The 23,094-nt window shown below is 71.6% G+C and carries 21 protein-coding genes, 1 other RNA gene and 1 pseudogene; 14 read left to right on the forward strand and 9 right to left on the reverse strand.

What is annotated here, in order from left to right:
- The first annotated feature begins 135 nt into the window (after positions 1-135).
- The 3 genes from ACFYZ8_RS04515 to ACFYZ8_RS04525 are packed head-to-tail and all read left to right on the forward strand — an operon-like array spanning position 136 to position 2,978.
- Positions 136-1,569: an MFS transporter gene (locus ACFYZ8_RS04515; protein ID WP_388535715.1), complete on the forward strand. Its 1,434-nt coding sequence runs from the start codon at positions 136-138 to the stop codon at positions 1,567-1,569.
- Positions 1,570-1,620: 51 nt separating this feature from the next.
- On the forward strand, positions 1,621-2,160 hold the full coding sequence (locus tag ACFYZ8_RS04520; RefSeq protein ID WP_359032476.1) for a SigE family RNA polymerase sigma factor: 540 nt from the start codon (positions 1,621-1,623) through the stop codon (positions 2,158-2,160).
- Between the two features lie 29 nt (positions 2,161-2,189).
- Positions 2,190-2,978: a hypothetical protein gene (locus ACFYZ8_RS04525; RefSeq protein ID WP_388535712.1), complete on the forward strand. Its 789-nt coding sequence runs from the start codon at positions 2,190-2,192 to the stop codon at positions 2,976-2,978.
- A gap of 13 nt (positions 2,979-2,991) precedes the next feature.
- Here ACFYZ8_RS04525 and ACFYZ8_RS04530 read toward each other — a convergent pair whose 3' ends face one another.
- Positions 2,992-3,624 carry a response regulator gene (locus tag ACFYZ8_RS04530; RefSeq protein WP_388536330.1) on the reverse strand — a complete coding sequence of 211 codons (633 nt, stop codon included), beginning with the start codon at positions 3,622-3,624 and terminating at the stop codon, positions 2,992-2,994.
- A 157-nt stretch (positions 3,625-3,781) separates the two neighbouring features.
- On the reverse strand, positions 3,782-5,131 hold the full coding sequence (locus tag ACFYZ8_RS04535; protein ID WP_388535710.1) for a histidine kinase: 1,350 nt from the start codon (positions 5,129-5,131) through the stop codon (positions 3,782-3,784).
- Between the two features lie 278 nt (positions 5,132-5,409).
- Between ACFYZ8_RS04535 and ACFYZ8_RS04540 the strand changes: the two genes are divergently transcribed.
- Genes ACFYZ8_RS04540 through ACFYZ8_RS04550 form a run of 3 tightly spaced genes read left to right on the forward strand, consistent with a single transcriptional unit; the run spans position 5,410 to position 8,365 of the window.
- Positions 5,410-6,285 (forward strand): MaoC/PaaZ C-terminal domain-containing protein, encoded by an 876-nt coding sequence (locus ACFYZ8_RS04540; protein WP_359032470.1) that lies wholly within the window; start codon positions 5,410-5,412, stop codon positions 6,283-6,285.
- A 31-nt stretch (positions 6,286-6,316) separates the two neighbouring features.
- On the forward strand, positions 6,317-7,393 hold the full coding sequence (locus ACFYZ8_RS04545) for a Zn-dependent alcohol dehydrogenase (protein ID WP_388535708.1): 1,077 nt from the start codon (positions 6,317-6,319) through the stop codon (positions 7,391-7,393).
- A 9-nt stretch (positions 7,394-7,402) separates the two neighbouring features.
- The gene (locus ACFYZ8_RS04550; RefSeq protein ID WP_388535706.1) at positions 7,403-8,365 is read left to right on the forward strand and encodes a 3-oxoacyl-ACP reductase; all 963 of its coding nucleotides are present in this window, start codon (positions 7,403-7,405) and stop codon (positions 8,363-8,365) included.
- A gap of 63 nt (positions 8,366-8,428) precedes the next feature.
- On the opposite strand, the gene ACFYZ8_RS04555 is transcribed toward ACFYZ8_RS04550, so the two are convergent.
- Both ACFYZ8_RS04555 and ACFYZ8_RS04560 read right to left on the reverse strand, forming a co-directional pair.
- Positions 8,429-8,581 (reverse strand): hypothetical protein, encoded by a 153-nt coding sequence (locus ACFYZ8_RS04555; protein WP_212672426.1) that lies wholly within the window; start codon positions 8,579-8,581, stop codon positions 8,429-8,431.
- A gap of 96 nt (positions 8,582-8,677) precedes the next feature.
- Positions 8,678-9,880: a hypothetical protein gene (locus ACFYZ8_RS04560; RefSeq protein WP_388536328.1), complete on the reverse strand. Its 1,203-nt coding sequence runs from the start codon at positions 9,878-9,880 to the stop codon at positions 8,678-8,680.
- Between the two features lie 574 nt (positions 9,881-10,454).
- On the opposite strand from ACFYZ8_RS04560, the gene ACFYZ8_RS04565 reads away from it, so the two are divergent.
- Genes ACFYZ8_RS04565 through ACFYZ8_RS04575 form a run of 3 tightly spaced genes read left to right on the forward strand, consistent with a single transcriptional unit; the run spans position 10,455 to position 13,177 of the window.
- The gene (locus tag ACFYZ8_RS04565) at positions 10,455-11,294 is read left to right on the forward strand and encodes a Nif3-like dinuclear metal center hexameric protein (RefSeq protein WP_388535704.1); all 840 of its coding nucleotides are present in this window, start codon (positions 10,455-10,457) and stop codon (positions 11,292-11,294) included.
- Entirely contained in the window at positions 11,291-12,034 is a 744-nt protein-coding gene (locus ACFYZ8_RS04570) for a zinc ribbon domain-containing protein (RefSeq protein ID WP_082319556.1), read from the forward strand. The genes ACFYZ8_RS04565 and ACFYZ8_RS04570 overlap by 4 nt, the downstream gene beginning before the upstream one ends.
- A 12-nt stretch (positions 12,035-12,046) precedes the next feature.
- The gene (locus ACFYZ8_RS04575; RefSeq protein ID WP_388535702.1) at positions 12,047-13,177 is read left to right on the forward strand and encodes a bifunctional RNase H/acid phosphatase; all 1,131 of its coding nucleotides are present in this window, start codon (positions 12,047-12,049) and stop codon (positions 13,175-13,177) included.
- Here the strand turns inward: ACFYZ8_RS04575 and eda are convergent.
- On the reverse strand, positions 13,160-13,834 hold the full coding sequence (eda, locus tag ACFYZ8_RS04580) for a bifunctional 4-hydroxy-2-oxoglutarate aldolase/2-dehydro-3-deoxy-phosphogluconate aldolase (RefSeq protein ID WP_388535700.1): 675 nt from the start codon (positions 13,832-13,834) through the stop codon (positions 13,160-13,162). The genes ACFYZ8_RS04575 and eda overlap by 18 nt on opposite strands.
- 63 nt (positions 13,835-13,897) lie before the next feature.
- Positions 13,898-14,680, reverse strand: coding sequence for a peroxide stress protein YaaA (gene yaaA / locus ACFYZ8_RS04585; protein WP_388535698.1), 783 nt, complete (start codon positions 14,678-14,680; stop codon positions 13,898-13,900).
- 63 nt (positions 14,681-14,743) lie between these two features.
- Between yaaA and ACFYZ8_RS04590 the strand changes: the two genes are divergently transcribed.
- Positions 14,744-16,168: an RNB domain-containing ribonuclease gene (locus ACFYZ8_RS04590; RefSeq protein WP_388535697.1), complete on the forward strand. Its 1,425-nt coding sequence runs from the start codon at positions 14,744-14,746 to the stop codon at positions 16,166-16,168.
- On the opposite strand, the gene ACFYZ8_RS04595 is transcribed toward ACFYZ8_RS04590, so the two are convergent.
- Both ACFYZ8_RS04595 and ACFYZ8_RS04600 read right to left on the reverse strand, forming a co-directional pair.
- Positions 16,056-16,706 carry a hypothetical protein gene (locus tag ACFYZ8_RS04595; RefSeq protein WP_388536326.1) on the reverse strand — a complete coding sequence of 217 codons (651 nt, stop codon included), beginning with the start codon at positions 16,704-16,706 and terminating at the stop codon, positions 16,056-16,058. The two genes, ACFYZ8_RS04590 and ACFYZ8_RS04595, sit on opposite strands and share 113 nt — an antisense overlap.
- 11 nt (positions 16,707-16,717) lie before the next feature.
- Entirely contained in the window at positions 16,718-17,473 is a 756-nt protein-coding gene (locus ACFYZ8_RS04600) for a MerR family transcriptional regulator (RefSeq protein ID WP_388535695.1), read from the reverse strand.
- Positions 17,474-17,654: 181 nt separating this feature from the next.
- Here ACFYZ8_RS04600 and ACFYZ8_RS04605 point away from each other — a divergent pair, with 181 nt between their 5' ends.
- The 3 genes and pseudogenes from ACFYZ8_RS04605 (at position 17,655) to rnpB (ending at position 19,812) form a co-directional block, all read left to right on the forward strand.
- Positions 17,655-18,470, forward strand: a complete 816-nt coding sequence (locus tag ACFYZ8_RS04605) for an AraC family transcriptional regulator (RefSeq protein WP_359032453.1) — start codon at positions 17,655-17,657, stop codon at positions 18,468-18,470.
- A gap of 82 nt (positions 18,471-18,552) precedes the next feature.
- Positions 18,553-19,272 (forward strand): annotated as a pseudogene (locus tag ACFYZ8_RS04610) (DMT family transporter); the annotation flags it as partial.
- Between the two features lie 133 nt (positions 19,273-19,405).
- An RNA gene (gene rnpB, locus ACFYZ8_RS04615) (RNase P RNA component class A) lies at positions 19,406-19,812 on the forward strand.
- Between the two features lie 147 nt (positions 19,813-19,959).
- On the opposite strand, the gene ACFYZ8_RS04620 is transcribed toward rnpB, so the two are convergent.
- Positions 19,960-21,552 carry a CBS domain-containing protein gene (locus ACFYZ8_RS04620; RefSeq protein ID WP_388535390.1) on the reverse strand — a complete coding sequence of 531 codons (1,593 nt, stop codon included), beginning with the start codon at positions 21,550-21,552 and terminating at the stop codon, positions 19,960-19,962.
- 231 nt (positions 21,553-21,783) lie between these two features.
- On the opposite strand from ACFYZ8_RS04620, the gene ACFYZ8_RS04625 reads away from it, so the two are divergent.
- Positions 21,784-23,058 (forward strand): serine/threonine-protein kinase, encoded by a 1,275-nt coding sequence (locus ACFYZ8_RS04625; RefSeq protein WP_388535387.1) that lies wholly within the window; start codon positions 21,784-21,786, stop codon positions 23,056-23,058.
- Positions 23,059-23,094 lie beyond the last annotated feature (36 nt).

The raw sequence follows: 23,094 nt of genomic DNA on the forward strand, positions 1-23,094 counted from the left end.
GAGATGGGGCTGTGTGGGACGTGGACTCTGGTTACGTGTGGCTTGAACTACGTATGCGTGGGCAACTATTCCGATGCTTCGGCGTACTAACGATTTCTTTATATTCTCTTGGGGAAGCGGAGCCGGATTGAGAGCATGACGACCATGCTGGAAGCCGCCGACCTCGCCCGCGGACCCCGCCGTACCCGACCCGCTCCGCCCGCCTGGCTCGTGGTCGCGCTGGCGTGCGCGGGCCAGTTCCTGGTCGTCCTCGACGTGTCCGTCGTCAACGTGGCGCTGCCCTCCGTACGCGCCGACCTGGGCATGAGCGAGTCCGGCCTGCAGTTCGTCGTGAACGCCTACTCCATCGCCTTCGCCGGGTTCATGCTCCTCGGCGGCCGGGCCGGTGACCTCTACGGCCGCAAGCGGATGTTCCTGGTCGGCCTCGGCCTGTTCACGGCGGCCTCGCTGGCCGGCGGCCTGGCCCGGCAGGGCAGCGAACTGCTGGCCGCCCGGGCCGCGCAGGGCCTCGGCGCGGCGGTCCTCGCCCCCGCCACGCTGACGATCGTGACCTCGGCGGTCCCGGAAGGTCCCGCGCGGGCCCGGGCCATCGCCACCTGGACGGCGGTGGGCGCGGGCGGCGGCGCGGCGGGCGGCTTCTTCGGCGGACTCCTCGTCGACACCCTGTCCTGGCGCTGGGTGCTGCTGATCAACGTCCCCGTAGGCGCCGTGGTGCTCCTGGGCTCGCTGTGGTGGCTGACCGAGAGCCGCAGAGGGGACGGGCGGCGCCTGGACCTGCCGGGCGCGCTGCTGGTCACCGGGGGACTGGCGGTGCTGGCGTACGGCATCTCGCAGACCGGGGCCGAGGGGTGGACGGCGGCCGCCACACTGGTCCCGCTGACGGTCGGGCTGGTGCTGATCTGCGGCTTCCTGCTCGTCGAGTCCCGTACGGCGGCCCCGCTGATGCCGCTCGGACTGCTCCGGGTGCGGGCGGTGGCGTCGGCGAACGCGGCGATGTTCCTGACCGGTTCCGCCCTGTTCTGCACGTGGTACTTCATCACGCTGTACGCCCAGAACGTCCTCGGATACTCCCCGCTCGAAGCCGGGCTCTCCATGCTGCCGAGCTCCCTGGCGATCGTGCTCGGCTCCAAGCTCGCGCCCCGCCTCATGCACGGACTCGGGGCGCGCCGGGTGGCGGTCCTGGGGACGCTCGTCGCGCTGGCCGGCTACGGCTGGCAGTCGACGATGACCGCGGACGGCGGCTACGTCACCTCGATCATGGGCCCCGGGATCCTGATGATGCTGGGCGCGGGCCTCGCCTCGACCCCGCTCGCCTCGCTCGCCACCTCGGGGGCGGCACCGGGAGAGGCCGGCCTGGTGTCGGGCCTGGTGAACACGTCGCGCACGATGGGCGGCTCGCTCGGGCTCGCGGTCCTGTCGACGCTGGCGGCGGCCCGGACGGGGGATGTGGAGGCGCCGGAGGCGCTGACGGAGGGGTACGCGCTGGCGTTCCGAGTGGGGACCGGGGTGCTGCTGGCAGGGGTGGTGCTCATGCTGGTGTGGCTGCCTCGGAGAATTCCGGGGGCGTGAGGCAACGGTCCGGGCCGCTCATGGACTCCTTAAGACATCTAGGAGGTGCCCATGGGGGATCGGAAACAGGCTCGGGACGAGGAGTTCCAGAGCTTTGTCGTCGGCCGCTGGCCGCGGCTGATGCGGACGGCATTTCTCCTCACGGGGGAGCAGCACGCGGCGGAGGACCTGGTCCAGTCGACGCTCGAACAGGTCTATGTGGCCTGGCGCAGGGTCGGCTCGGCGGACGATCCGGAGGCGTACGTACGGCGCGTGATGATCAACGCTCACGCGCGCAAGCACCGCAAGAGGCTCAGGGAGTTCCTGGCGCGGGGGGACGACTCGGGCCTGGTGCGCGAGATCGCCGACACCGGTGACCGCATCGCCCAGGCCGACGACCGCGGCGCCCTGCTGACGGCGCTGGCCCAACTCCCGCCCCGGCAGCGGGAGGCAGTGGTCCTGCGGTACTGGGAGGACCTGACCGAGACCCAGACGGCCGAGGCGATGGGCTGCTCGGTCGGCTCGGTGAAGAGCAACGCGGCCAAGGGGATCGCGAAACTCCGCGCCATACCAGGACTGGCCGACATGGTGACGCAGGGAGGGCGGAAGTGATGAGCGCGGACCGGGAGAGGAACCACGACATGAGCGACAGCGACATCGCCCTCCTGCTGGCCGACGCCGCCGACGAGGTCGAGATCGGCATAGCCCCCTACCAGGAGGTGCTCCGCGGTGGCCGCAGGCGCCGGGCCCGCCGCTGGGCGGTGGCCGCGGCCACGGCACTGGTTCTCGCGGGTTCCTCGGCGACGCTCGCGGTGGCGGGGCTGCCGGGTGGCGACGGTGGCGACGGTGGCGGGGGCGCGGTGGCCACCCGGCCGTCGGCCACCGGCACGCCCCGCGCGTTCGAGCCCGTCAACCGGACCACGCTGGCGAGCGGCACGGATGACGGCAAGGAGTGGCGGGTCACCCTCGATTCATGGCAGGCGCCGGTCGACACGGCGGAGGCCCGGGCCACGATGAACGCGATGCGGGCCCACGGCGAGTCCCCGCCCGACGTCCGCGAGGCCTCGGACCTGGTGGGCAGGATCGCCTACTTCGTGCACCTCGACTACGGCGGCGAGTCGAGGAAAGTCATGGAGAACACCGTCCCCGAGTCGGACGCTCTGACGGGCACGGATCTCATGTCCGGCTCCCTGCCCCTCGAACCCGGCGACACGAAGGACGTCCGTCTCGTCATCGGCTATGTCGCCAAGACCGCCCAGCGCGTCAACTGCGCCTGGACGAACCGGACGGCGACCGTGGTGGAGCGGGCCGCCTCCGGCACCGGCACCGACGTCGAGGCGATCCGCCCGGCGGAGGGTTCCCCCTACGACTGGTTCGTGTGCCTGGCGCCGAAGGGGGCCGAGTACAAGACGGCGGAGGTGGTCGAGTAGGGCACCGCCGGACTCACAGCCACCCCTGCTGCCGGGCCGCCCGCAGTGCCTCCATCCGGTTGCGGGTGCCGGTCTTGCCGATGGCGGCGGAGAGGTAGTTGCGGACGGTGGACTCGGAGAGACGGAGTCCGTCGGCGATGTCGGCCACCGTCGATCCGTCCGCGGAGGCCTTGAGGACATCGCACTCACGGGCGGTGAGGGGGTTCGGGCCGGCACTGAGGGCGGCCGCGGCGAGGGCGGGGTCGATCACGGTCTCGCCGGTCAGGACTCGGCGGATCGCGGCGGCCAGCTCCTCGACGGGACCGTCCTTGACGAGGAAACCGGCGGCACCCGCCTCCATGGCCCGGCGCAGATAGCCAGGTCGTCCGAAGGTGGTCAGGATCAGCACCCGGCAGTCCGGCGCCTGGTCGCGCAGTTCGGCGGCGGCGTCCAGACCGCTCATCCCCGGCAGCTCGATGTCGAGGAGCGCCACGTCGGGGCGGTGCGTGAGCGCCGCGTCCACGATCACGTCCCCCGCCGCGACCTGGGACACGACCTGGATGTCCGGTTCCATCCCGAGCAACAACGCGAGCGCCCCGCGCATCATGCCCTGGTCCTCGGCGAGCAGCACGCGGATCGACTTGGCGGGCCGGTGATCCCGGGGCATCTCGTTCACGGCCCAAGCGTAGGGCGCGGGGGCGGGCTCGGTGGGGGTGTGACTCCGTTGCGCTGAGGCGCCCGATCCTTGAGAACAGAAGAGTGAAGAGGGGGGAAGGGGAGGGGGCGGCCGGGGGGTGCGGAGGGGCGGCCGGGCCTGTACGGCGTCACCTGGCCGCATCCCCGATCCGGGCCCGGCGCGCGTCCTCCGCCGGCCCGCCGGGCGGCAACGGCTCCACCGACTCGACCGGCAACTCGGCCCGCACCACGAACCCGCCCCGCGGCCCCGGCTCCGCCTCCAGCCGCCCACCCGCCGCGGCCAGCCGCTCCGCGAGCCCCTTGAGACCGGTGCCGCCCTTGTCGGGGGCGCCCTCACCCATGGTGCCGAGGGTGCCGTCACCCACCTTGTCGAGGGTGTCGTCACCCACGGTCGCCCCTGTGGCCGCCGTCGTCCCCCGGCCGTCGTCCCAGACGCGCAGCCGCACCCGTTCCGCCGAGCCCTCCACCGAGATCTCGCATCGCCTCGCCCCGCTGTGCCGTACCGCGTTGGTCACCGCCTCGCGGACCACCCAGCCCAGCAGGGCCTCGGTCTGGGCGGTGAGCGGGTGACCGGAGCGGCGGACGGCGGGCTCGATGCCCGCGGCGCGCAGGGCCGAGACGGCACGGTCGAGGTCGGTGCTGAGGCTGCCCTCGCGATAGCCGGTCACCGCCTCGCGGATCTCGGTGAGCGCCTGCCGTCCCACCGACTCGATGTCGCCGACCTGGACGAGTGCCGCGTCCAGGTCGCGTGGTGCGAGGCGCCGGGCCGCCTCCGACTTGACCACGATCACCGACAGCGTGTGCCCGAGCAGATCGTGCAGATCCCGGGAGAACCGCAGCCGTTCCTCCTCGACCGCGCGCCGGGCCAGTTCCTCGCGGGCCTCCCGCAACTGCCGTACCGCCTCGGAGAGGGACATGATCGCGGCCGTGACCATCGTGGAGATCCAGGTGGCGTACGCGGCGTCGAGCCCGCCCCAGCCGTCGCGGAGGACGGAGGCCGCGCCGGCGATGACGGTCACGACCGCTCCCACCCATCGCAGGTGCGGCAGCCGCACGATCGCACCCGTCGCGAGCCCGAACAGGGGGAAGAACAGCAGCCAGTTGCCGCCGTATCCCAGCGCCAGACCGCAGGTCACCAGGCCCATCAGCACCAGCGCCACCCGCGTGGAGGTGGCCTCCCGGGTCTCCTTGCGAAAGGCGCGGAACGCGACGTAGACGTAGAGCGAGTTGAAGGCGAGCAGCCCGAGGCCGCCGATCCACGGGTTGGGGGTCTCGCCCTTGAAGAGGTTGGAGCAGGCGCCCATCCCCATCAGCAGCCAGGGCAGCAGCCCGAACCCGCTGCCGAGGCCGACTTCCGTGGGGACCTCCCCGGCCTTGCGCGCGGTCTCGCACTCGGCCTTGAGGCGTTCCTTGTTCGCCTTGTACCACCGCTGCTGCTCCCGCGCCGAGCGCACCGCCTCGCGCATCCCCTGTGTCATACCGACGACGCTACGCATCGCGGACCCTGCCCGGCAGATGTGCGTGTACGGACTTGGGCAGTACAAATGTCACGGCGGCGGAACCCCGGGGACCGGCCTGATACACCGGGCCGACCAGACCTGACACACCGTCAGGAGCCTTCACAAGTGCGGTGGGCTCGGCTATACAGAGGGCGCCGGACTGGAACGCGTTCTAGATCGGCCCGCGACGACCTCGGTGCGGCCGACGGTGCGGACGGCCGTACCGAGGTCTTGACTCCGCCCCTGTCAGGAGCCGTATGCCCATCGACGCAGCCAAGGCCCTCGCCGCCGAACCCCGGACCGGCGAGATCTCCTGGAACTCCAAGGACGTCCAGCTCTATCACCTGGGAATCGGGGCGGGCTCGCACCCCGACAAGCCCAGCCCCGCCACCGACCCCGACGAACTGCGCTACACCCTCGAATCCCGGCTGCACGTCCTGCCGAGCTTCGCCACGGTCGCGGGCTCGGGATCGCCGGGAGTGATCAGCGGTCTGTCCATGCCCGGCATCGACGTCGATCTCGCCAAGGTCCTGCACGGCGGCCAGTCACTGGTCGTCCACCGCCCCCTGCCCGCCCAGGGCACCGCGACCGCCACCCACCGCATCGCCGCCGTGTACGACAAGGGCAAGGCGGCCGTCCTGGTCATGCGGACCGAAGTCGCGGACGGCGAGGGCCCGTTGTGGACCAACGACGCCCAGATCTTCGTACGCGGAGAGGGCGGCTGGGGCGGCGACCGGGGCCCCTCGGCCCGCCTGGAGCCCCCCACCGGTGAGCCCGACCGGACCGTCGAGCGCCCGATCCGCGAGGACCAGGCCCTGCTCTACCGTCTCTCCGGCGACTGGAACCCGCTGCACGCCGACCCGGAGTTCGCCAAGGTCGCCGGGTTCGAACGGCCCATCCTGCACGGGCTGTGCACCTACGGCATGACGCTCAAGGCGGTCGTCGACACACTCCTCGGCGGGGACGTGACCCGGGTGCGGTCCTACACCACCCGGTTCGCCGGGGTCGTCTACCCGGGGGAGACCCTGCGGATCCGGATGTGGCACACACCGGAGTCCACCAGGGTCGCCGTCAGTGCCGTGGAACGCGACGACGCGCCCGTCCTCGCCGACACCGTCGTCGAACACTCCTGAACCCAGCACGCCGTACGAGGGGAGCCGCACCATGCGCGCAGCCGTACTGCACGAGATCGGCCAGGAAAAGCTCGAAGTCCACGACGACGTCGAGGCGGTGGGGTTCGGCCCCGGCAGGGTCAGGATCCGGGTGCGGGCCACGGGGCTGTGCCACTCGGACCTGTCCGCGATGGGCGGGGTCCTCCCGCAGCCGGCGCCCTTCGTCCCCGGGCACGAGGGCGCGGGCGAGATCCTCGAAGTCGGGGAGGATGTCGGCCACTTGAAGCCGGGCGACCGGGTCGTCGTCTGCTGGCTGCCCGCCTGCGGCGCCTGTCCCGCCTGCAAGCGCGGCCAGACCGAACTGTGCCTCGCCGGATTCATGAACGCGGGCACTCCCAACTTCCGCCGCCCCGGCGGTGATGTCTTCGGCTTCGCGGGCACCGGCACCTTCGCCGAGGAGGTCGTCGTCGACGCGGGCTGCGCGGTGCCGATACCCGACGACGTGCCCTTCGACATCGCCGCGCTGATCGGCTGCGGGGTCACCACCGGACTCGGCGCCGCCCTCAACACCGCGGACGTGGAGGCCGGTTCGTCGGTCGCCGTCATCGGCTGCGGAGGCGTCGGCATCTCCGCGATCCAGGGGGCCCGCCTCAAGGGCGCCGCCGAGATCGTCGCCGTCGACCCGGTCGCCTCCCGCCGCGAGGCCGCCCTGAGGTTCGGCGCCACCCGGGCCGTCTCCCCGGACGAACTCGCCGACGCCAAGCAGCAGGTGACCGCCGGCGAGGGCTTCGACTACGTCTTCGAGGTCGTCGGCAGGTCCACGACCGCCCGCACCGCGTACGAGACCACCCGGCGCGGCGGCACCCTCGTCGTCGTCGGCGCGGGCGCCATGGACGACTTCCTCCAACTCAACATGTTCGAGCTGTTCTTCGACGAGAAACGCATCCTGCCCTCCATGTACGGCGGCGGGGACGTCCTGCGCTCCTACGAGCGGACCATCGCCCTGTGGCGGGCCGGCCGCGTCGACCTGGACGGCCTGATCACCCACCGGGTGCCGCTGAGCGAGATCAACGAGGCGCTCGACCAGATGCGCACCGGGACCTCCCTCCGTACCTGCATCGAGATCTGAGGGGCCGCGATGACCGTGCCACTGCCACGGCCACTGCCACTCGAGGGGCTCGCGGCGATCGTCACCGGCGCCGGCCGGGGGCTCGGCCGGGCTGAGGCGCTGGAGCTGGCCCGGCTCGGCGCCGCCGTGGTCGTCAACGACTACGGACAGCCCGGCCGGGACGGCTCCGGCGAGGCCGACGCGGGCCCCGCCGAGCAGGTCGCCGACGAGATCCGGGCCGCGGGCGGCCAGGCGATCGCCCACACCGGGGACGTGGGTGACCACCAACAGGCCAGGGAACTGGTCGAGTTGGCGATCGCCGAGTTCGGCAAGCTCGACATCCTCGTCAACAACGCGGGCATCCTGCGCGACCGCATGGTCTTCTCCATGACCGAGGGCGAGTGGGACGCGGTGATCCGGGTCCACCTCAAGGGCCACTTCAACACCACCCGGTTCGCGTCCGCGCACTGGCGCGAGCGGTCCAAGGCGGCGGGCGGGCCGGTGTACGGCCGTATCGTCAACACCTCCTCGGAGGCGTTCCTCGCCGGGTCCGCCGGACAGCCCAACTACGCGGCCGCCAAGGGCGGGATCGTCGGACTCACCACCTCGACGGCCCTCGCCCTCGCCAAGTACGGCGTGACGGCCAACGCCATCTGCCCGCGCGCCCGCACCCGGATGACCGAGGACGTCTTCTCCGGAGCGGGGTTCGAGCAGCCGGAGTCGGGACTCGACCCCCTCGCCCCCGAGCATGTCGCCCCGCTCGTCGGCTACTTGGCCTCACCGGCCGCCGAGCGCGTCAACGGACAGCTGCTCGTCGTACACGGAGGGATGGTCGTCATCGTCGAACGACCGCGGGTGCAGGCCAAGTTCGACAGCAAACAGGACGCCTTCACCTACGACGAACTGGACGCGCTGCTCACCCCGCACTACGCGCGACGGCCGGCGGGGGAGACCTTCGCGGCGGCCGAAGTACTGGGCCTCAGGCGGGAGTAGAGACGACGAAACGGCCCCACCCCCTGCGAGTGAGCAGGGCGGGGCCGTGTGTCGTCGTCTGCCTCAGGCCGCGGCCTCGGTCTGCTCGACCGACTTGCGGTGACGGCCACGCGGGGCCGTCTCGCTGTCCTGGACCGAGACCGGACCCCGGTGCTTACCGCGTCCCGTGGACTCCTGGACGTCTGCAGTCGACTGGTTCGTGCTGGCGTCGCTCATGGAAGTAATTCACCCCGTCAACATGATCTTTCTTACAGCGGGGCGAGTTTAACCGGCACACCGCGGGGCGAATCCAGGCGGCAAGACCAACCGGCACTACTTCGTTACAAGATTGCCCAACGGGGCCTGCTGCAGGGGCACAGGACGTGCCACGACAGGCTCCGGAGGACCCGGTTCGGGCGGCTGCGCGGCCGTACCGCCGCCGCCCTCCGGATCCTCCGGGCCCGCGTCCCCCGCCCCCGTTCCCCCGGTTCCCCCCGTTTCCCCCGGGCCCTCCGCTTCCCCGGTGAGGGCCCCGTTCCGTGCAGCCGCCGCCCACCGCGCCACCCCGCACGGCGCCTCCACCGTGGCGTACGGCAGGAGCAGCTCCCCGTCCTCGGTCCACAACCCGGAACCCGCCAACCACCCCTCGGGCGCCGGGAGATGCTGGACCTGCCGGGCGGCGGGCCGCCACACGCCCACCCAGCTTGCCGCCGGGCCGTCGACGCGCAGCGCCACCCCGCAGCTCTCCGGCATCAGCACCTGCCCCGGCTGGATCGCGAACGGCGTCACCACGCACTCGGGCATCCGCAGGCACTCCGGGAAGCGCACCGGCAGCGTGCTGCCCAGTACCCCCCAGCCCAGCCGCGCGCGCCCGGGCGACGGCGCGTCCGAGGAGATCAGCAGCAGCCCGCTGTCCGGGTCGGCCAGCAGCAGCCGGTCGTCACTGCCGTCGGCGATCTGGAGGAGGGGGGAGATCTCCCCGCCCCGCTCCAGATCGACCACCACCGCCTTGGTCCGCCCGCCGAGCTCCCGGTCCAGGACCAGCATCCGCCCGGCCCGGTCCAGCCACACCCCGCCCGAGCAACGGCCCGGGATCTCCGCGAGGTGCTCCGGCCCGAAAGCACCGCCCGCCACCAGCCACACGGCACTGGAGCGGCGGCCCACGGCGAGGGCGTACGCCTTCTCGCCGCCCGGCGCCGGCGGCAGCAGACGCAGGACCGTCTCCGCCTCCGGGCACTCGACCGCGCCCAGCGGCAGCTCGCCGGTCTGGGGGCCGGTCGGGTAGAGCAGCGAGAAGGCGTGCCGCCGGTCGGCGAACCGCCTGATCAGGACCCGCCCGTCGCCCATCGGCTGCACCTCGGTGCCGGGCTCCTCGGGCTGGTTGCCGGGCAGCGGCACCGCGTAGGGCTCCGGGCCGTCCAGGGTCCACCGCTCCGGGAACCAGGAGCCGCCGCCGTCCCGGGCGAGACGGGCCGCGTAGGAGCCGTCGACGGTGATGGTGCACTCGGTGCGCGGGGTCTCGCCGCTTCCGGTGATCGCGTATGGAGTGCGGGGTGTCCCGCCGTGCTCGGTGTCGGCGTACCCCGTCCGTGGCGTCGCGCCGTGCTCGGTGTTCGCGAGGTCCGTTCGGGGTGTCGCGTCGTGCTCGGCGTCGGCGTACCCCGTGGGCGGTGTCGCGCCGTGCTCGGTGTTCGCGAGGTCCGTGCGCGGGGTCTCACCGTTCCCCGTGATCGCGTACGGGGTGCGTGGTGTCGCGCCGTGCTCGGTGCCGGCGTACCCCGTCCGTGGTGTCTCGTCGCCCTCGGTGATCGCGCGCTCCGTCCGCGGGGTCTCGCCGTCCCCGTTCTCCCCGTTCTCCCCGCTTTCCCCGTTCCCCCCGCTCTCCTCGTTCGCCGCCGCGGGTTCGATGGCACAGGCCGTCATCGTCCGGTCACCTCCGGCCACGAAAGTAGTTTTCGCACGCACTGGCGTGGGACGGGCGGGCTTCCGCTTCACACAAAGGGGTGGCCCAGGAACGATTCGCCTGAGGAAACCGGGGCGACTGTGCTGAGCGGGACAGCCGTGGGCGGCTCAGGTTCAGCAGGACAGACCAGGCAGGTAGCCTTTCCCCGTGCCCCGTCTGTCTGAAGTCATCGCCGCGCTGGAGAACCTGTGGCCCGCCGCGCGGGCCGAGTCCTGGGACGCGGTCGGCACCGTCGTGGGCGAACCCGACCAGGAGGTCACCCGGGTCCTGTTCGCCGTCGACCCGGTCCAGGAGATCGTCGACGAGGCGGTGAAGCTGGGCGCGGACCTGCTGGTCACCCACCACCCCCTCTACCTGCGCGGTACGACGACCGTGGCGGCCTCGCACTTCAAGGGCCGCGTCGTCCACACGCTCATCAAGAACGACATCGCGCTGCACGTGGCCCACACCAACGCCGACACCGCCGACCCCGGCGTCTCGGACGCCCTCGCGGGCGCGCTCGACCTCAGGGTCGTACGACCGCTGGTGCCGGACCCGATGGACCCGGAAGGGCGCCGGGGTCTCGGGCGGGTGTGTGAGCTCGACCCCCCGACCACGGTCCGTGAACTCGCGGCGCGGGCCGCCGAGCGCCTGCCCGCCACCGCGCAGGGCATCCGCGTCGCCGGCGACCCCGAGGCGGTCGTCCGCACGGTCGCCGTCAGCGGCGGCTCCGGCGACAGCCTCTTCGACCAGGTGCGCGCGGCCGGCGTCGACGCCTTCCTCACCGCGGACCTGCGCCACCACCCGGTGTCCGAAGCCCGCGCCCAGAACCCCCTCGCGCTGCTCGACGCGGCGCACTGGGCCACAGAGTGGCCCTGGTGCGAGCTGGCCGCCGCCCAGCTCGACGAGATCTCCGACCGCCACGGCTGGAACCTGCGTGTGCACGTCTCCAAGACGGTCACCGACCCCTGGACCAGCCACTCCCCTTCACCTGGAGCCCCCAACTGAACGCCGCGCCCGCCGACCAGATCCGCCTTCTCGACGTCCAGGCCCTCGACGTCCGCCTCCAGCAGCTCACCCACAAGCGCCGGTCGCTGCCCGAGCACGCCGAGATCGAGTCGCTCACCAAGGACGCCACCCAGCTGCGCGACCTGCTCGTCGCCGCACAGACCGAGGAGAGCGACACCGCCCGCGAGCAGACCAAGGCCGAGCAGGACGTGGACCAGGTGCGCCAGCGCGCCGCCCGCGACCAGCAGCGCCTGGACTCCGGCGCCGTGACCTCGCCCAAGGACCTGGAGAACCTCCAGCGCGAGATCACCTCCCTCGCCAAGCGCCAGGGCGACCTGGAGGACGTCGTCCTTGAGGTCATGGAGCGTCTGGAGTCCGCACAGGAGCGGGTGGCCGAGCTGACCGGACGCGTCTCCTCCGTCCAGTCGAAGATCGAGGACGCGACCGCCCGCCGGGACGCGGCCTTCGAGACCCTCGACGGCGAGATCGCCTCCGTGACCAAGGAGCGCGAGGTCATCGCCGCCTCCGTCCCCGCCGACCTCCTCAAGCTCTACGAGAAGCTCCGCGAGCAGCAGGGCGGCGTCGGCGCGGCCAAGCTGTACCAGCGCACCTGCCAGGGCTGCCGCCAGGAGCTGTCCATCACGGACTTCAACGAGGTCCGCGCGGCCGCGCCCGACACCGTGGTGCGCTGCGAGAACTGCCGTCGCATCCTGGTGCGCACGTCCGACTCCGGCCTGTAAGGGACGCCGGGCGTGCGGGAGTTCATCGTCGAGGCCGACGGCGGCTCGCGGGGCAACCCCGGGCCGGCCGGCTACGGCTGCGTGGTGCTGGACGCGGCGACGGGGGAGACCCTGGTCGAGACGTACGAGTACCTCGGCGTCGTCACCAACAACGTCGCCGAGTACCGGGGCCTGCTGGCGGGCCTGCGCGCCGCGCGCGACCTCGACCCCTCCGCCCGCGTGCACGTCCGCATGGACTCCAAGCTGGTCGTGGAACAGATGTCGGGCCGCTGGAAGATCAAGCACCCCGACATGAAGCCGCTCGCCCTGGAGGCGGGGCGGGTGTTCCCGCCCGGGCAGGTCACATACGAGTGGATCCCGCGCGAGCAGAACAAGCGGGCGGACCGATTGGCGAACGAGGCGATGGACTCCGAGGGTTCGGCGAGTTCGGTACGGAAGCTGTCCGACGCCGACGCCAAGGCAGACGTACGGGCGGCCAAGGCCGTGGCGAGCCCCGGTTGGGCCCCGGCCGACATGGGCGCACCGGCCACCTTCGTGCTCCTGCGGCACGGCGAGACTCCGCTGACCCCCCAGAAGCGGTTCTCCGGGAGCGGCGGTACGGATCCCTCCCTCTCCGAGGTCGGGCGCGAACAGGCCGAGCGGGCGGCCGAAGCGCTGGCCGGGCGAGGCACGATCCAGCACATCCTGGCCTCGCCGCTGACCCGTACCCGCCAGACCGCCGCCGCCGTCGCCGAGCGGCTCGGTATCGAGGTCACCATTGAGGACGGCCTCATCGAGACCGACTTCGGCGCCTGGGAGGGCCTCACCTTCGGCGAGGTGCGCGAGCGCTACCCCGACGACCTGACCAAGTGGCTCGCGGACCCCGAGGCCGAACCCACCGGCGGCGGCGAGAGCTTCGCGGCCACGGCGACGAGGATCGCGGCGACCAGGGACAAGCTCGTCGCGGCGTACGCGGGCCGCACGGTCCTGCTCGTCACCCACGTCACCCCGATCAAGACGTTCGTCCGCCTCGCTCTGGGCGCCCCGCCGGAGTCCCTGTTCCGCATGGAACTCTCCGCGGCCTCGATCTCCGCGGTCGCGTACTACGCCGACGGCAACGCGAGCGTACGGCTCCTCAACGACACGTCACACCTGCGGCCTTAGCCGGGCAGCCTCCCGGGCCAGCTGCTCGACCCGCCCCCAGTCCCGCGCGGCGATCGCGTCCGCGGGCAGCATCCAAGTACCGCCCACGCAGCCGACGTTGGGGAGGGCCAGGTACTCGGGGGCGTTCCGGGCCCCGATCCCACCCGTCGGACAGAACCGCGCCTGCGGCAACGGCCCGGACAGCGACTTCAGATACGCCGTACCCCCGGCCGCCTCGGCCGGGAAGAACTTCATCTCCCGCACCCCCCGCTCCAGCAGCGCCACGACCTCCGACGTGGTCGACACCCCCGGCAGGAACGGCACCCCGGCCCCCCGCATGGCCTCCAGCAGTACGTCCGTCCAGCCCGGGCTGACCAGGAAGCGTGCGCCGGCCGCCACCGACTCCGTGACCTGCTCGGGCGTGATGACGGTCCCGGCCCCGACGACCGCGTCCGGCACCCCTTCCGAGATCGCCCGGACGGCGTCCAGCGCGGCAGGCGTCCGCAAGGTCACCTCGATCGCCGGCAGCCCACCGGCGACCAGCGCCCGGGCGAGCGGTACGGCGTCGGCGGCGTCCTGGAGCACCACGACGGGGACGACGGGGGCGAGGTCGAGCAGCGAGGCGTGCGGGGAGGCAGACGCGGAGGCATGCGCGGAGGCATGCGCGGAGGAGGCCATGGCATCATCCTGCCGAAGCGGTGCGGAGTGCGCAAAGGCCGTTGCGCCCTCCGCAATGAAGCCCTAGTGGATCTCCTCCACCAGCACATCCAGAGCCCACGCCTGCCCGGCCTTCGCAGGCTTCGACGCCTCCACCACGTACCCGAGTTCGCGCAGCACCTCCGCCAGCTCGGCGGGCCCCGCCGGCGCGGCCCCCGCCGACAGCAGACTGCGCACCATCCGCCCCTTCGTCGCCTTGTTGAAGTGGCTGACGACCTTCCGGGTCGGCGCGTGCAGCACCCGCACGGTCGCCGTCCGCCCCGCGACCTCACCCTTCGGCTTCCACGCGGCCGCGTACGCGGAGGACCGCAGATCGAGCACGAGCCCGTCCCCGGCGGCCTCGGCGAGCACGGAGGCCATCGGCGCCCGCCAGTGCCCGCCCAGCGCCCCGAGCCCGGGCAGCTTCACCCCCATCGAGCACCGGTACGACGGAATCCGGTCGGTCACCCGGACGGCGCCCCAGAGCCCCGAGAACACGAGCAGCGAACGCCCCGCCCGCCTCTTCGCGGCCGTGTCGAGCGAGGCCAGGTCGAGGGCGTCGTAGAGCACACCCGTGTAGATCTCCCCGGCGGGCCGCGCCCCGGCCGTCCTGAGCTCGACGTTCTTCGCGACCTCGCCCCGCAGTCCCTCGCTCAGCCCGAGCACCTCGCGTGCCTTCTCCTCGTCCCCGGCGCACAGCTCGACGAGCGCGTCGAGGACGGCTTCGCGGCTCTCGTTGAGCCCCGGCAGCGACAGCGACTCCAGCTTCAGCGGGGCGCCACGGCCGGAGGACGCCTTGCCTTCGGAGGGCGGGAGCAGGACCAGCACGGAAGATCTCCTTCTGTTGAGCTCCGGACAGCGTACGGGGCCCGATCTGCATACCCTCGCTGTATGCCTCGCCGCCGCATACGTGTGACCGACGTCCCGCTACGGGCCGCCTTCGCCGCCCTGCGCACCGAACTCGGCGTGCCGTCGGACTTCCCGCCCGAGGTGACGGCGGAGGCGGAACGGGCGCCCGCGCTCAAGGGGTACGAGGACGACACCGACGTTCCCCTCTTCACCATCGACCCGCCCGCCTCCACCGACCTCGACCAGGCCATGCACCTGTCCCGGCGAGGCACCGGCTACCGCCTCCGGTACGCCATCGCCGACGTCGCCGCCTTCGTCGTACCCGGATCGGCCCTGGACGCGGAGACCCACCGCCGCGTGATGACCCTGTACTTCCCCGACTCACGGGTCCCCCTCCACCCCGCGCTGCTCAGCGAGGGCGCCGCCAGCCTGCTCCCGGACCAGGTCCGCCCGGCCGCCCTGTGGACGATCGACCTCGACGCGGAGGGCCGTACGACGGGAGCCGACGTCCGCCGGGCGTTGGTCCGCAGCCGGGCCAAGCTCGACTACGAGGGCGTGCAGCGGGCGATCGACGCGGGCACGGCCGAGGAGCCGCTGGCGCTGCTGGCCGAGGTGGGCCGGTTGCGGGAGACGCTGGAGGCCGAGCGGGGCGGGATCTCGTTGCGGGTCCCCGAGCAGGAGATCGTCGAGCGGGAGGGGACCTACGAACCGACCTACCGCGCCCCGCTGCCCGCCGACGGCTGGAACGCCCAGATCTCCCTGCTCACGGGCATGGCCGCGGCGGACCTGATGCTGGCGTACGGCACGGGAGTGCTCCGCACGCTCCCGGCGGCCCCGGACGGCGCGGTGGGCAGGTTGCGCCGAACCGCCCACGCCCTGCACATCGACTGGCCGCACCACGTCTCGTACGCGGCGCTGGTCCGTTCCCTGGACCCCCGGATCCCGCACCACGCGGCGTTCCTCCAGGAGTGCACGACGCTGCTGCGCGGCGCCGGCTACACGGTCTTCCGCGACGGAATCCTGCCGCCCATCACGACGCACGCGGCAGTGGCCGCCCCGTACGCCCACTGCACGGCCCCGCTGCGGCGCCTGGCCGACCGGTACGCGTCGGAGATCTGCCTGGCGGCCTCGGCGGGGACGGCCGTACCGGAGTGGGTGCTCGCCGCCTTCGAGGCGCTGCCTCGCGAGATGTCCGAGGGCGGCCGTCTCGCCGCGAAGGCCGAACGGGCCTGCGTAGACCTCGTCGAGGCGGCGCTGCTGAAGGACCGGGTGGGAGAGGTGTTCGACGGCTGCGTGGTGGAGGTGGAGGAGCACCGGCCGGACGTGGGCACCGTGCAGCTGGAGTCCCCGGCGGTCATCGGCCGGATCGACGGGGATGGGGAGGGACTGTCGCTGGGGGAGCGGCTGCGGGTGCGGGTCGTCCGGTCCGATCCGGGGACGTCCAAGGTGCGGTTCGTGCCTGCTTGATGGTGTGTACGAGGAGGTCGGGGTCGTCGGCGTGGAAGCGGACGGTGTGGATGTCCCGGCGGCGGCCGACGAACGTGAAGTGGGCGACGGGCGGATCCAGTTGGAGAGTGAGGGTGGTCTGGGAGCCGATGGGGACGTCGAGTTCGCCGTCGGAGGGCAGATGGGTGGTGCGCAACTCACGCCGTACGTCTGCGATGTGGTGGAGGGGGATCCGCAGATCGACGTGCACGGCACGGCGGATCCGCAGTGAGTCCTCGTCCAGCACATGGGGCCGCACCACGTCGGCGGCGTGCAGCCCGATGACGAACACGACGGTGTAGACGTCCAGGAAGAGGATCGGGTGGTGCACGGCGGGCAGGTCCCGCAGCAGCACGGACATGGTCAACGTCTCGACCGCGCACACGAACGCGAACCCGAACATGACGGCGCCCTGTCCGCGGGCGTACCCGAAGGCGGAGCGGCCCGCCGTGCCGTGTGTCCTGCGGGACACCCACAGCGCGAGGCTGACGAACAGCCGCACTTCGTGCCGGAACAGCATGTGCGCGGTCCTCACGACTGCTGCACTTTCGTGAGGATCCGCAGCGCACGGCGGATCGCCTCTGCCTGGGCCGGGGTGAAATCGGCGTAGAGGGCGCGCAGGAGGCTGTGGTCGTGGTCGAAGTCCTCTGCCTCGGGAAGGAGTTCGGGTGGGATGAGGTCGGCGAGCCGGCCCGCGGCTTCGTCGATACGGGGTTCGTCCAGGGGCGCGTCGGCGAGGGCGTCGAGAAGGGCGTAAGCCTCCTTGGCCCCAGCGACGGCCTCGGGGGACCCGGCGAAAGCTCCGACCGTCGCCATGATCCGTGCCCGTTCCTCGGGGGCAGCGGCGGTCTCGATGAGCGCGAGCACCTCACGGTCCTTGACGGCCATGGGGGAGTCGGACAACGGCTCGAACTGACGGAACAGGGCTGCCAGTTCGGGCGACACGGGCCCCTGTGCGGGCAGTTCCCCCGCGTCCAGCAGGCTCCGCAGCCGCTGCCGCCGCTCACGGATCGAGGCCTCCTGCCGAGCGAGATCCGCGTCCAGCTCACCGAGCACCTCGACCAGATCCTTGCCGGCGTCCTCGGCGAGCACATCCTTGATCTCGGCCAGCCCGAGCCCCAACTCGGTCAGCCGCCGGATCCGCGCGAGCGCGACGGCGTGCCGCAACGAGTAGTCCCGATAACCGTTTCCCAGCCGCTCCGGCTCCGCCAGCAGCCCCAGATGGTGGTAGTGCCGCACGGCCCGCGTGGTGACGCCGACGGTGGCGGCGAGTTCTCCGATCCGCATGCCCCCAGTAGAGACGTTGACGTCGCGGCAGGGTCAAGGGACGACTGCGCATGCGTCCCCCGACATCTGCGCTTGTTGCGGGAGCCGACCCGCCCCCTTCGCCTTCGATCTGCGGACAGCGGACTTTCTCCGTGACCTTCGGCGTTGTTCCACACCGAGGGCGAGAACAGGGGGCGGCGTCATGGAACAGGCTCTGTGGACAAGGGCAAGACTGGGCCGCTGCGGCCCCCCGCTCGACCTCCTGACCGCCCGCTTCGACAAGCACATCTACGCCCCGCACGCCCACGACGAGTACACGATCGGCGTCTGCGTCGGCGGCTCGGAGGTCATCGACTACCGGGGCGGCCACATCCGCACGGGCCCCGGATCGATCGTCGTCCTGGCCCCGGGCGAGATGCACACGGGCGGCCCGGGAAACACCACGGACGGCTACGCGTACCGAGCCCTGTACGCGGCGCCCGCCCTGCTCACCGAGGGCGGGGACCTCCCCCACTTCCGCGAACCACTCCTCGACGACCCCGAACTGGCCGCAGCCCTCCTCTCCGCCCACACCGAACTCAGCGCCTGCCCCGACCCGTTGGAGACCGAGTCCCGCCTCCCGTGGCTCCTGACGGCCTTGTCCTGCCGCCACTCCACGGCCCGCGTGGCGGACTGCGTGATCCCGGGCGCGGACGCGGTGGCTCGCGTGGTCCGCGACCGCCTGGCCGACGAACTGCTGGAACCCCCGTCCCTCGCCGACTTGGCCGCGGACCTGGGCCTGTCCCGCTACCAACTCCTCCGAGCCTTCCGTACGACGATGGGGGTGCCGCCGTACGCCTGGCTGGCCCAGTACCGGGTCGGCCGGGCCCGAGCCCTGCTGGAGTCCGGCGGCCGCCCCTCCGAGGTGGCCGCCCAGGTCGGCTTCGCGGACCAGGCCCACCTGACCCGCTGGTTCCGCCGCGTCCTGGGCGTGACCCCGGCGGCGTACCGCAACAGCGTTCAAGACGAGAACCGTTGAGGACACCGACGATGTCCGCATGACTGCACGCGGCTGGTTCCTGTTCTCCCTGATGGGAGTGGTCTGGGGCATCCCCTACCTGATGATCAAAGTGGCGGTGGACGCCCCGCTGTCGGCGGCGACGGTGGTGTTCGTCCGCTGCGCCCTGGGCGCACTGCTCCTGCTGCCGTTCGCTGTCCGCCAGGGCGGCCTGCCCTCGACCGTACGACGGCACTGGCGCCCCATGCTGGCCTTCGCGGTCATAGAGATCATGGGCCCCTGGTACACGCTGACGGATGCGGAACGCCATCTGTCCAGCTCCACGGCGGGCCTCCTGATCGCCGGCGTACCGATAGTCGGCGTGCTCCTGGCCCGCTTCTTCGGCGACACGGAGAGGCTGGGCGCGCGACGGGGGGTGGGCCTGGGACTGGGCCTGGCGGGGGTAGGGGTGCTGACGGTTCCGCACCTCACCGGGGGCGACGCGAAGTCCATGGCGGAGGTGCTGGTGACGGTGGTGGGGTACGCGACGGCACCGCTGATAGCGGCACGGTGGCTGAAGGACATCCCGTCCCTGCAGCTCACAGCCCCCTGCCTGGCCCTGGCAGCGCTGGTCTACGCCCCCGCGGCCGCGCTGACCCGGCCCTCCTCGATGCCCTCCGCCTCGGTCCTCGCGGCTCTCGCCGGCCTGGGAGTGATCTGCACGGCGCTGGCCTTCGTGGCGTTCCTGGAACTGATCAAGGAGGTGGGCCCCACCCGGGCCACGGTCTTCACCTACGTCAATCCGGCGGTGGCGGTAGCGGCAGGGGCCCTGTTCCTGGGCGAGCCCTTCACCGTAGGCATCGCAGTGGCCTTCACCCTGATCCTCGCGGGCTCGGTCCTGGCTACGGCGGGCCCGGTCAAGGTCACCGCGGAACCATCGTGCCCCGAGTCCCCGGTAACATGGTCCCCACGGCAGACGAGCCGGGCGGACGGCCGCGTGGAGTCCCCTCTTGGAGGGCTCCCCGAGGAACGTCCGGGCTCCACAGGGCAGGGTGATGGCTAACGGCCACCCGGGGTGACCCGCGGGAAAGTGCCACAGAAAACAAACCGCCCGGCGCTTCGGCACCGGGTAAGGGTGAAACGGCGGTGTAAGAGACCACCAGTGCCCAGGGCGACCTGAGCAGCTAGGTAAACCCCACCCGGAGCAAGGTCAAAAGGAGCGCCGTGAAAAGCGCTCTGCGGGGACGTTCGAGGGCTGCCCGCCCGAGTCCCCGGGTAGACCGCACGAGGTCGATGGCAACATCGGCCCTAGATGGATGGCCGTCTCCCCGGCCGCCGCGAGGCGACCGGGCGACAGAACCCGGCGTACAGCCCGACTCGTCTGCCGCTTACGCGTCTTAATGCCCCACACCTCGGCCTCGCGCCGGACGGCACCCCGCAGACGGGCCGACGGACGCGACCTGCTCCATGATCTGTACGCCTAACACGATGCCTCGCTCGCGAGAGAGCGCTGCCCCTCTGGTCGATGGCCTCACGTCTGCGGATCCACGGAACGCAGTAGTTCCAGCAATCCCTGCGCGGGAAGCAGTTGTTCGTCGGTGATGGGGTCGGGGCTGAAGTGCATCAGGCTGTTGCGGAAGTTCCTGCATTCCTCCAGTGCCGTCAGGAAGTACTCCTGGTCGATGGCCCACCCCAGCGCGGCCCAGTTCTCGGGCACTATGAGCAGACGTCCATACGCCCCAAAGGTGAGGTTGGCGGCGGAGTTCACCCGCGAGGCTCGACCCCGGGGGACGACGGCCCTGATGCGGTCGAGCGGAATGCACCGGTCAACCACGCGGCGCATGCGCTGCTCGATCTCCTCCACGAGAACGAACGGTCTCACGCGAGTGCCAAACTGAACCGTCAGATCGGAGGCCGTGATCAGACCACAGACTTTGTGGTCGTGGTCGCGGACGATGACATACCCGGATTGCTGGATGGTTCCGATCCAGTCGAGCAGATCGTCGGAGCGGTCCGCTTCCTGACCGCGTACGGTGGCTGCCTGCAGGCTGGCGGCGGGATCGGCCATGCGGGCCCGCCCGATCGATTCCCAGCTGACGACGCCACGCAGACGCCCGTCCGGGTCGAGGACGGGGAGTTGGCTGTAGCCGCGCAGCACCATGATCGTCATGGCGGTGTCGAGGCTGTCGCCGACGCGGACCGACTCGGGCATGCGGTTTGCCGAGTCGAGGTTGCTCACCCGGTACGCGATGGTGTCGCCCCCGGCGTCCTCGTCCGGCAGGAGGCCAGCGGCGTGCGCGGCGATCTGCACGGCGGCCGACGGGTCGGTGCTGCCGGAGAGCCTGGTCACCGCGCTCGCGCCCGACTCGTCCGGCTCGGCCCCTCCTGCCAGCACGGCGATCTGGCTGTCCAGAGTCCCGTCGGTGAACGGCGGGACGGTGACCAGGCCCCGTGCCGCCAAGTCGTTCTTGATCTGTTCGATGACCGCCGGGTAGCGCCGCTGGGCGCCCCAGACGCCGAGGAAGTCCCGGATGGACAAGGTGAGCGGCTGGTCGGCGCTCCGGCCGCGGACCTCCTCGTACAGCTTCGTGGGCTCGGTGAGGGAGGCGGCGAACTCGTCGGCGTCCGGGCGTCCCGGGTCCGGCTTGCCCTCGGCCAGGGCGGCCACACGCTCCGCCGCTCCGAACCGGCTGAGCTCGAAGACGGTGAGGAGGGAGCCCATGCTGTCCAGAAGGTCGGACTGGATGGTCTGCCGGTCGATATCGGTGACCAGCCACTCCACGCGGCGGACGTGCCGGTGCCCGTCCGGGGCATCCGCTCGGTACTCGTAGTCGCCGATAACCCGGCCGATGGCCACCAGCCATGACTTCAGAGGGAGAACCACCAGATCGCCGCGCTGCATCTCGTGGGCGAAGCGGTAGAGCTGACCGGTCCAGTTGCCGATCGTGTACGGGCCCTCGTCGGGATAGGCGGCGGCCAGGGCGGCTCTGATGCTGTCACGGGTGGCGGTGGCGGAGAGATCGCCCATGCTGAGCCTGTCCCACCCGGTGAGGAGAAGGCCCTCGTCTAGAGCGGCCCGTTCCCGCTCTCCTTGCTCGCCCGCCCGCACTACCCAGGCCCGCATGCCGTGCCTCCCCGTGAGCACTTCCCGAGCACCGTGCGCACACGATGCGTGATCATGTGTGAGCGACCTTATAGCAAGCGTGCTCAACTGCCGTCAGAAAGAGGCTACTTGACCTGTTTGGTGTGCTCGTTCGAACAGTCGGTGCACGTCCGGGGGTGGCCCGTAAACTGATCGAGGAAGCTGTGGCCGGTGTGCCGGCGGGGACGAGATCACGGGGGTACGAGAGCGCCGATGAAGCCGTTGGACACCGCTGTCGACCCGCGCGTGGTGGGGCCTTTCGAACTGCTGGCCCGCCTCGGCGAGGGAGGCATGGGCGTCGCCTACCTGGCGCGAAGGATCCCTCTGGACGGCCTCTCGGACGAGCTGGCCGCGGCCTACAACCTGATGGAACCCGACGGGGACGTGGCCGGGGAGCCCCGGCTCGTCGTCGTCAAGCTGATCCAGCCGAAACTGCTGGACGGCGATCCGCACTACCGCGAGCGGTTCGGCAGAGAGATCGACGCTGTGCGAGCCGTGGTCAGCGACCGGGTCCCCGCACTGATCGCGTTCGAGGAGGATCCGGCGGCCGAGCGGCCGTGGTTCGCGATGGACTACGTCGCGGGGCCGTCTCTGGCCACCATGATCAAGAAATCCGGCCCTTTCGGCATCGGTCCGTACGCGGCCCTCGGCCTGGCCCTCGTGGATGCCCTGCGGGCGATCCACGGAGCGAACCTGCTGCACCGGGACCTCAAGCCGGACAACGTCGTCCTGGGCCCGGACGGACCGGTGGTGCTGGACTTCGGACTGGCCGTCCTGATCGAGCGGTCGTCCAGCCAGGCACTCACGAAGACCAACACCAGGATGGGCACCCTCTCCTACATGCCGCTCGAGCAGTACAAGGACGCCAAGCACGCGAGCAAGCCTGCCGACGTCTACTCGCTCGGCGCCACGCTGTTCTTCGCTCTGACCGGCAGATCGCCGTACCCGCACGGCCCGTCGGTGTTGGACCCCAAGTGGGACGGCGTCGACGTGCCTTTCCTTCCCCTGCTGGCCAAGACACTGGTCAGTACGCCGTCACAGCGTCCGGACCTCGACGCGGTCGAGAACAGCCTGCTCACCCTGCTCGCCGACGCGGATCTGCCGCCCCACGTGGCGGCACAGCAGCTCAGGGAACTCGTTGAGTCCGCGGCCCTGGCACCCGAGCCGCCTGCCGGTGCCTTGGCCGCCCCGGTCGATCCGGAAGTCCAGAACCTGGCCCGCAAGGCGATCGACGCCGACCTCCCGGACGTGGACCCCGGGTTCTACGGCATCGTCGACACCGACGAGATCGAACTGGCGGTGGACGAGGCCGAGCCCGCACCCGAGCCGCCCGCCCCCACCCCGCAGCCGACTCCCACGAGCTATCCCCTGCCGCCCCCGCGCCCCCCGCAGGAGCCACAGCCTTCCGCGCTGCAGGCACCCCCGCGAGCCGCACAGAAGGTCGCAGCCGACCTGCGCGAGCGCTACGCACACCAAGGGAACCTGTAAAGCACGGGATGACTCCATCTCCCTCCGGGGCGCGAG

The sequence above is a fragment of the Streptomyces sp. NPDC001668 genome, from assembly GCF_042893155.1.
Lineage (GTDB): Bacteria > Actinomycetota > Actinomycetes > Streptomycetales > Streptomycetaceae > Streptomyces.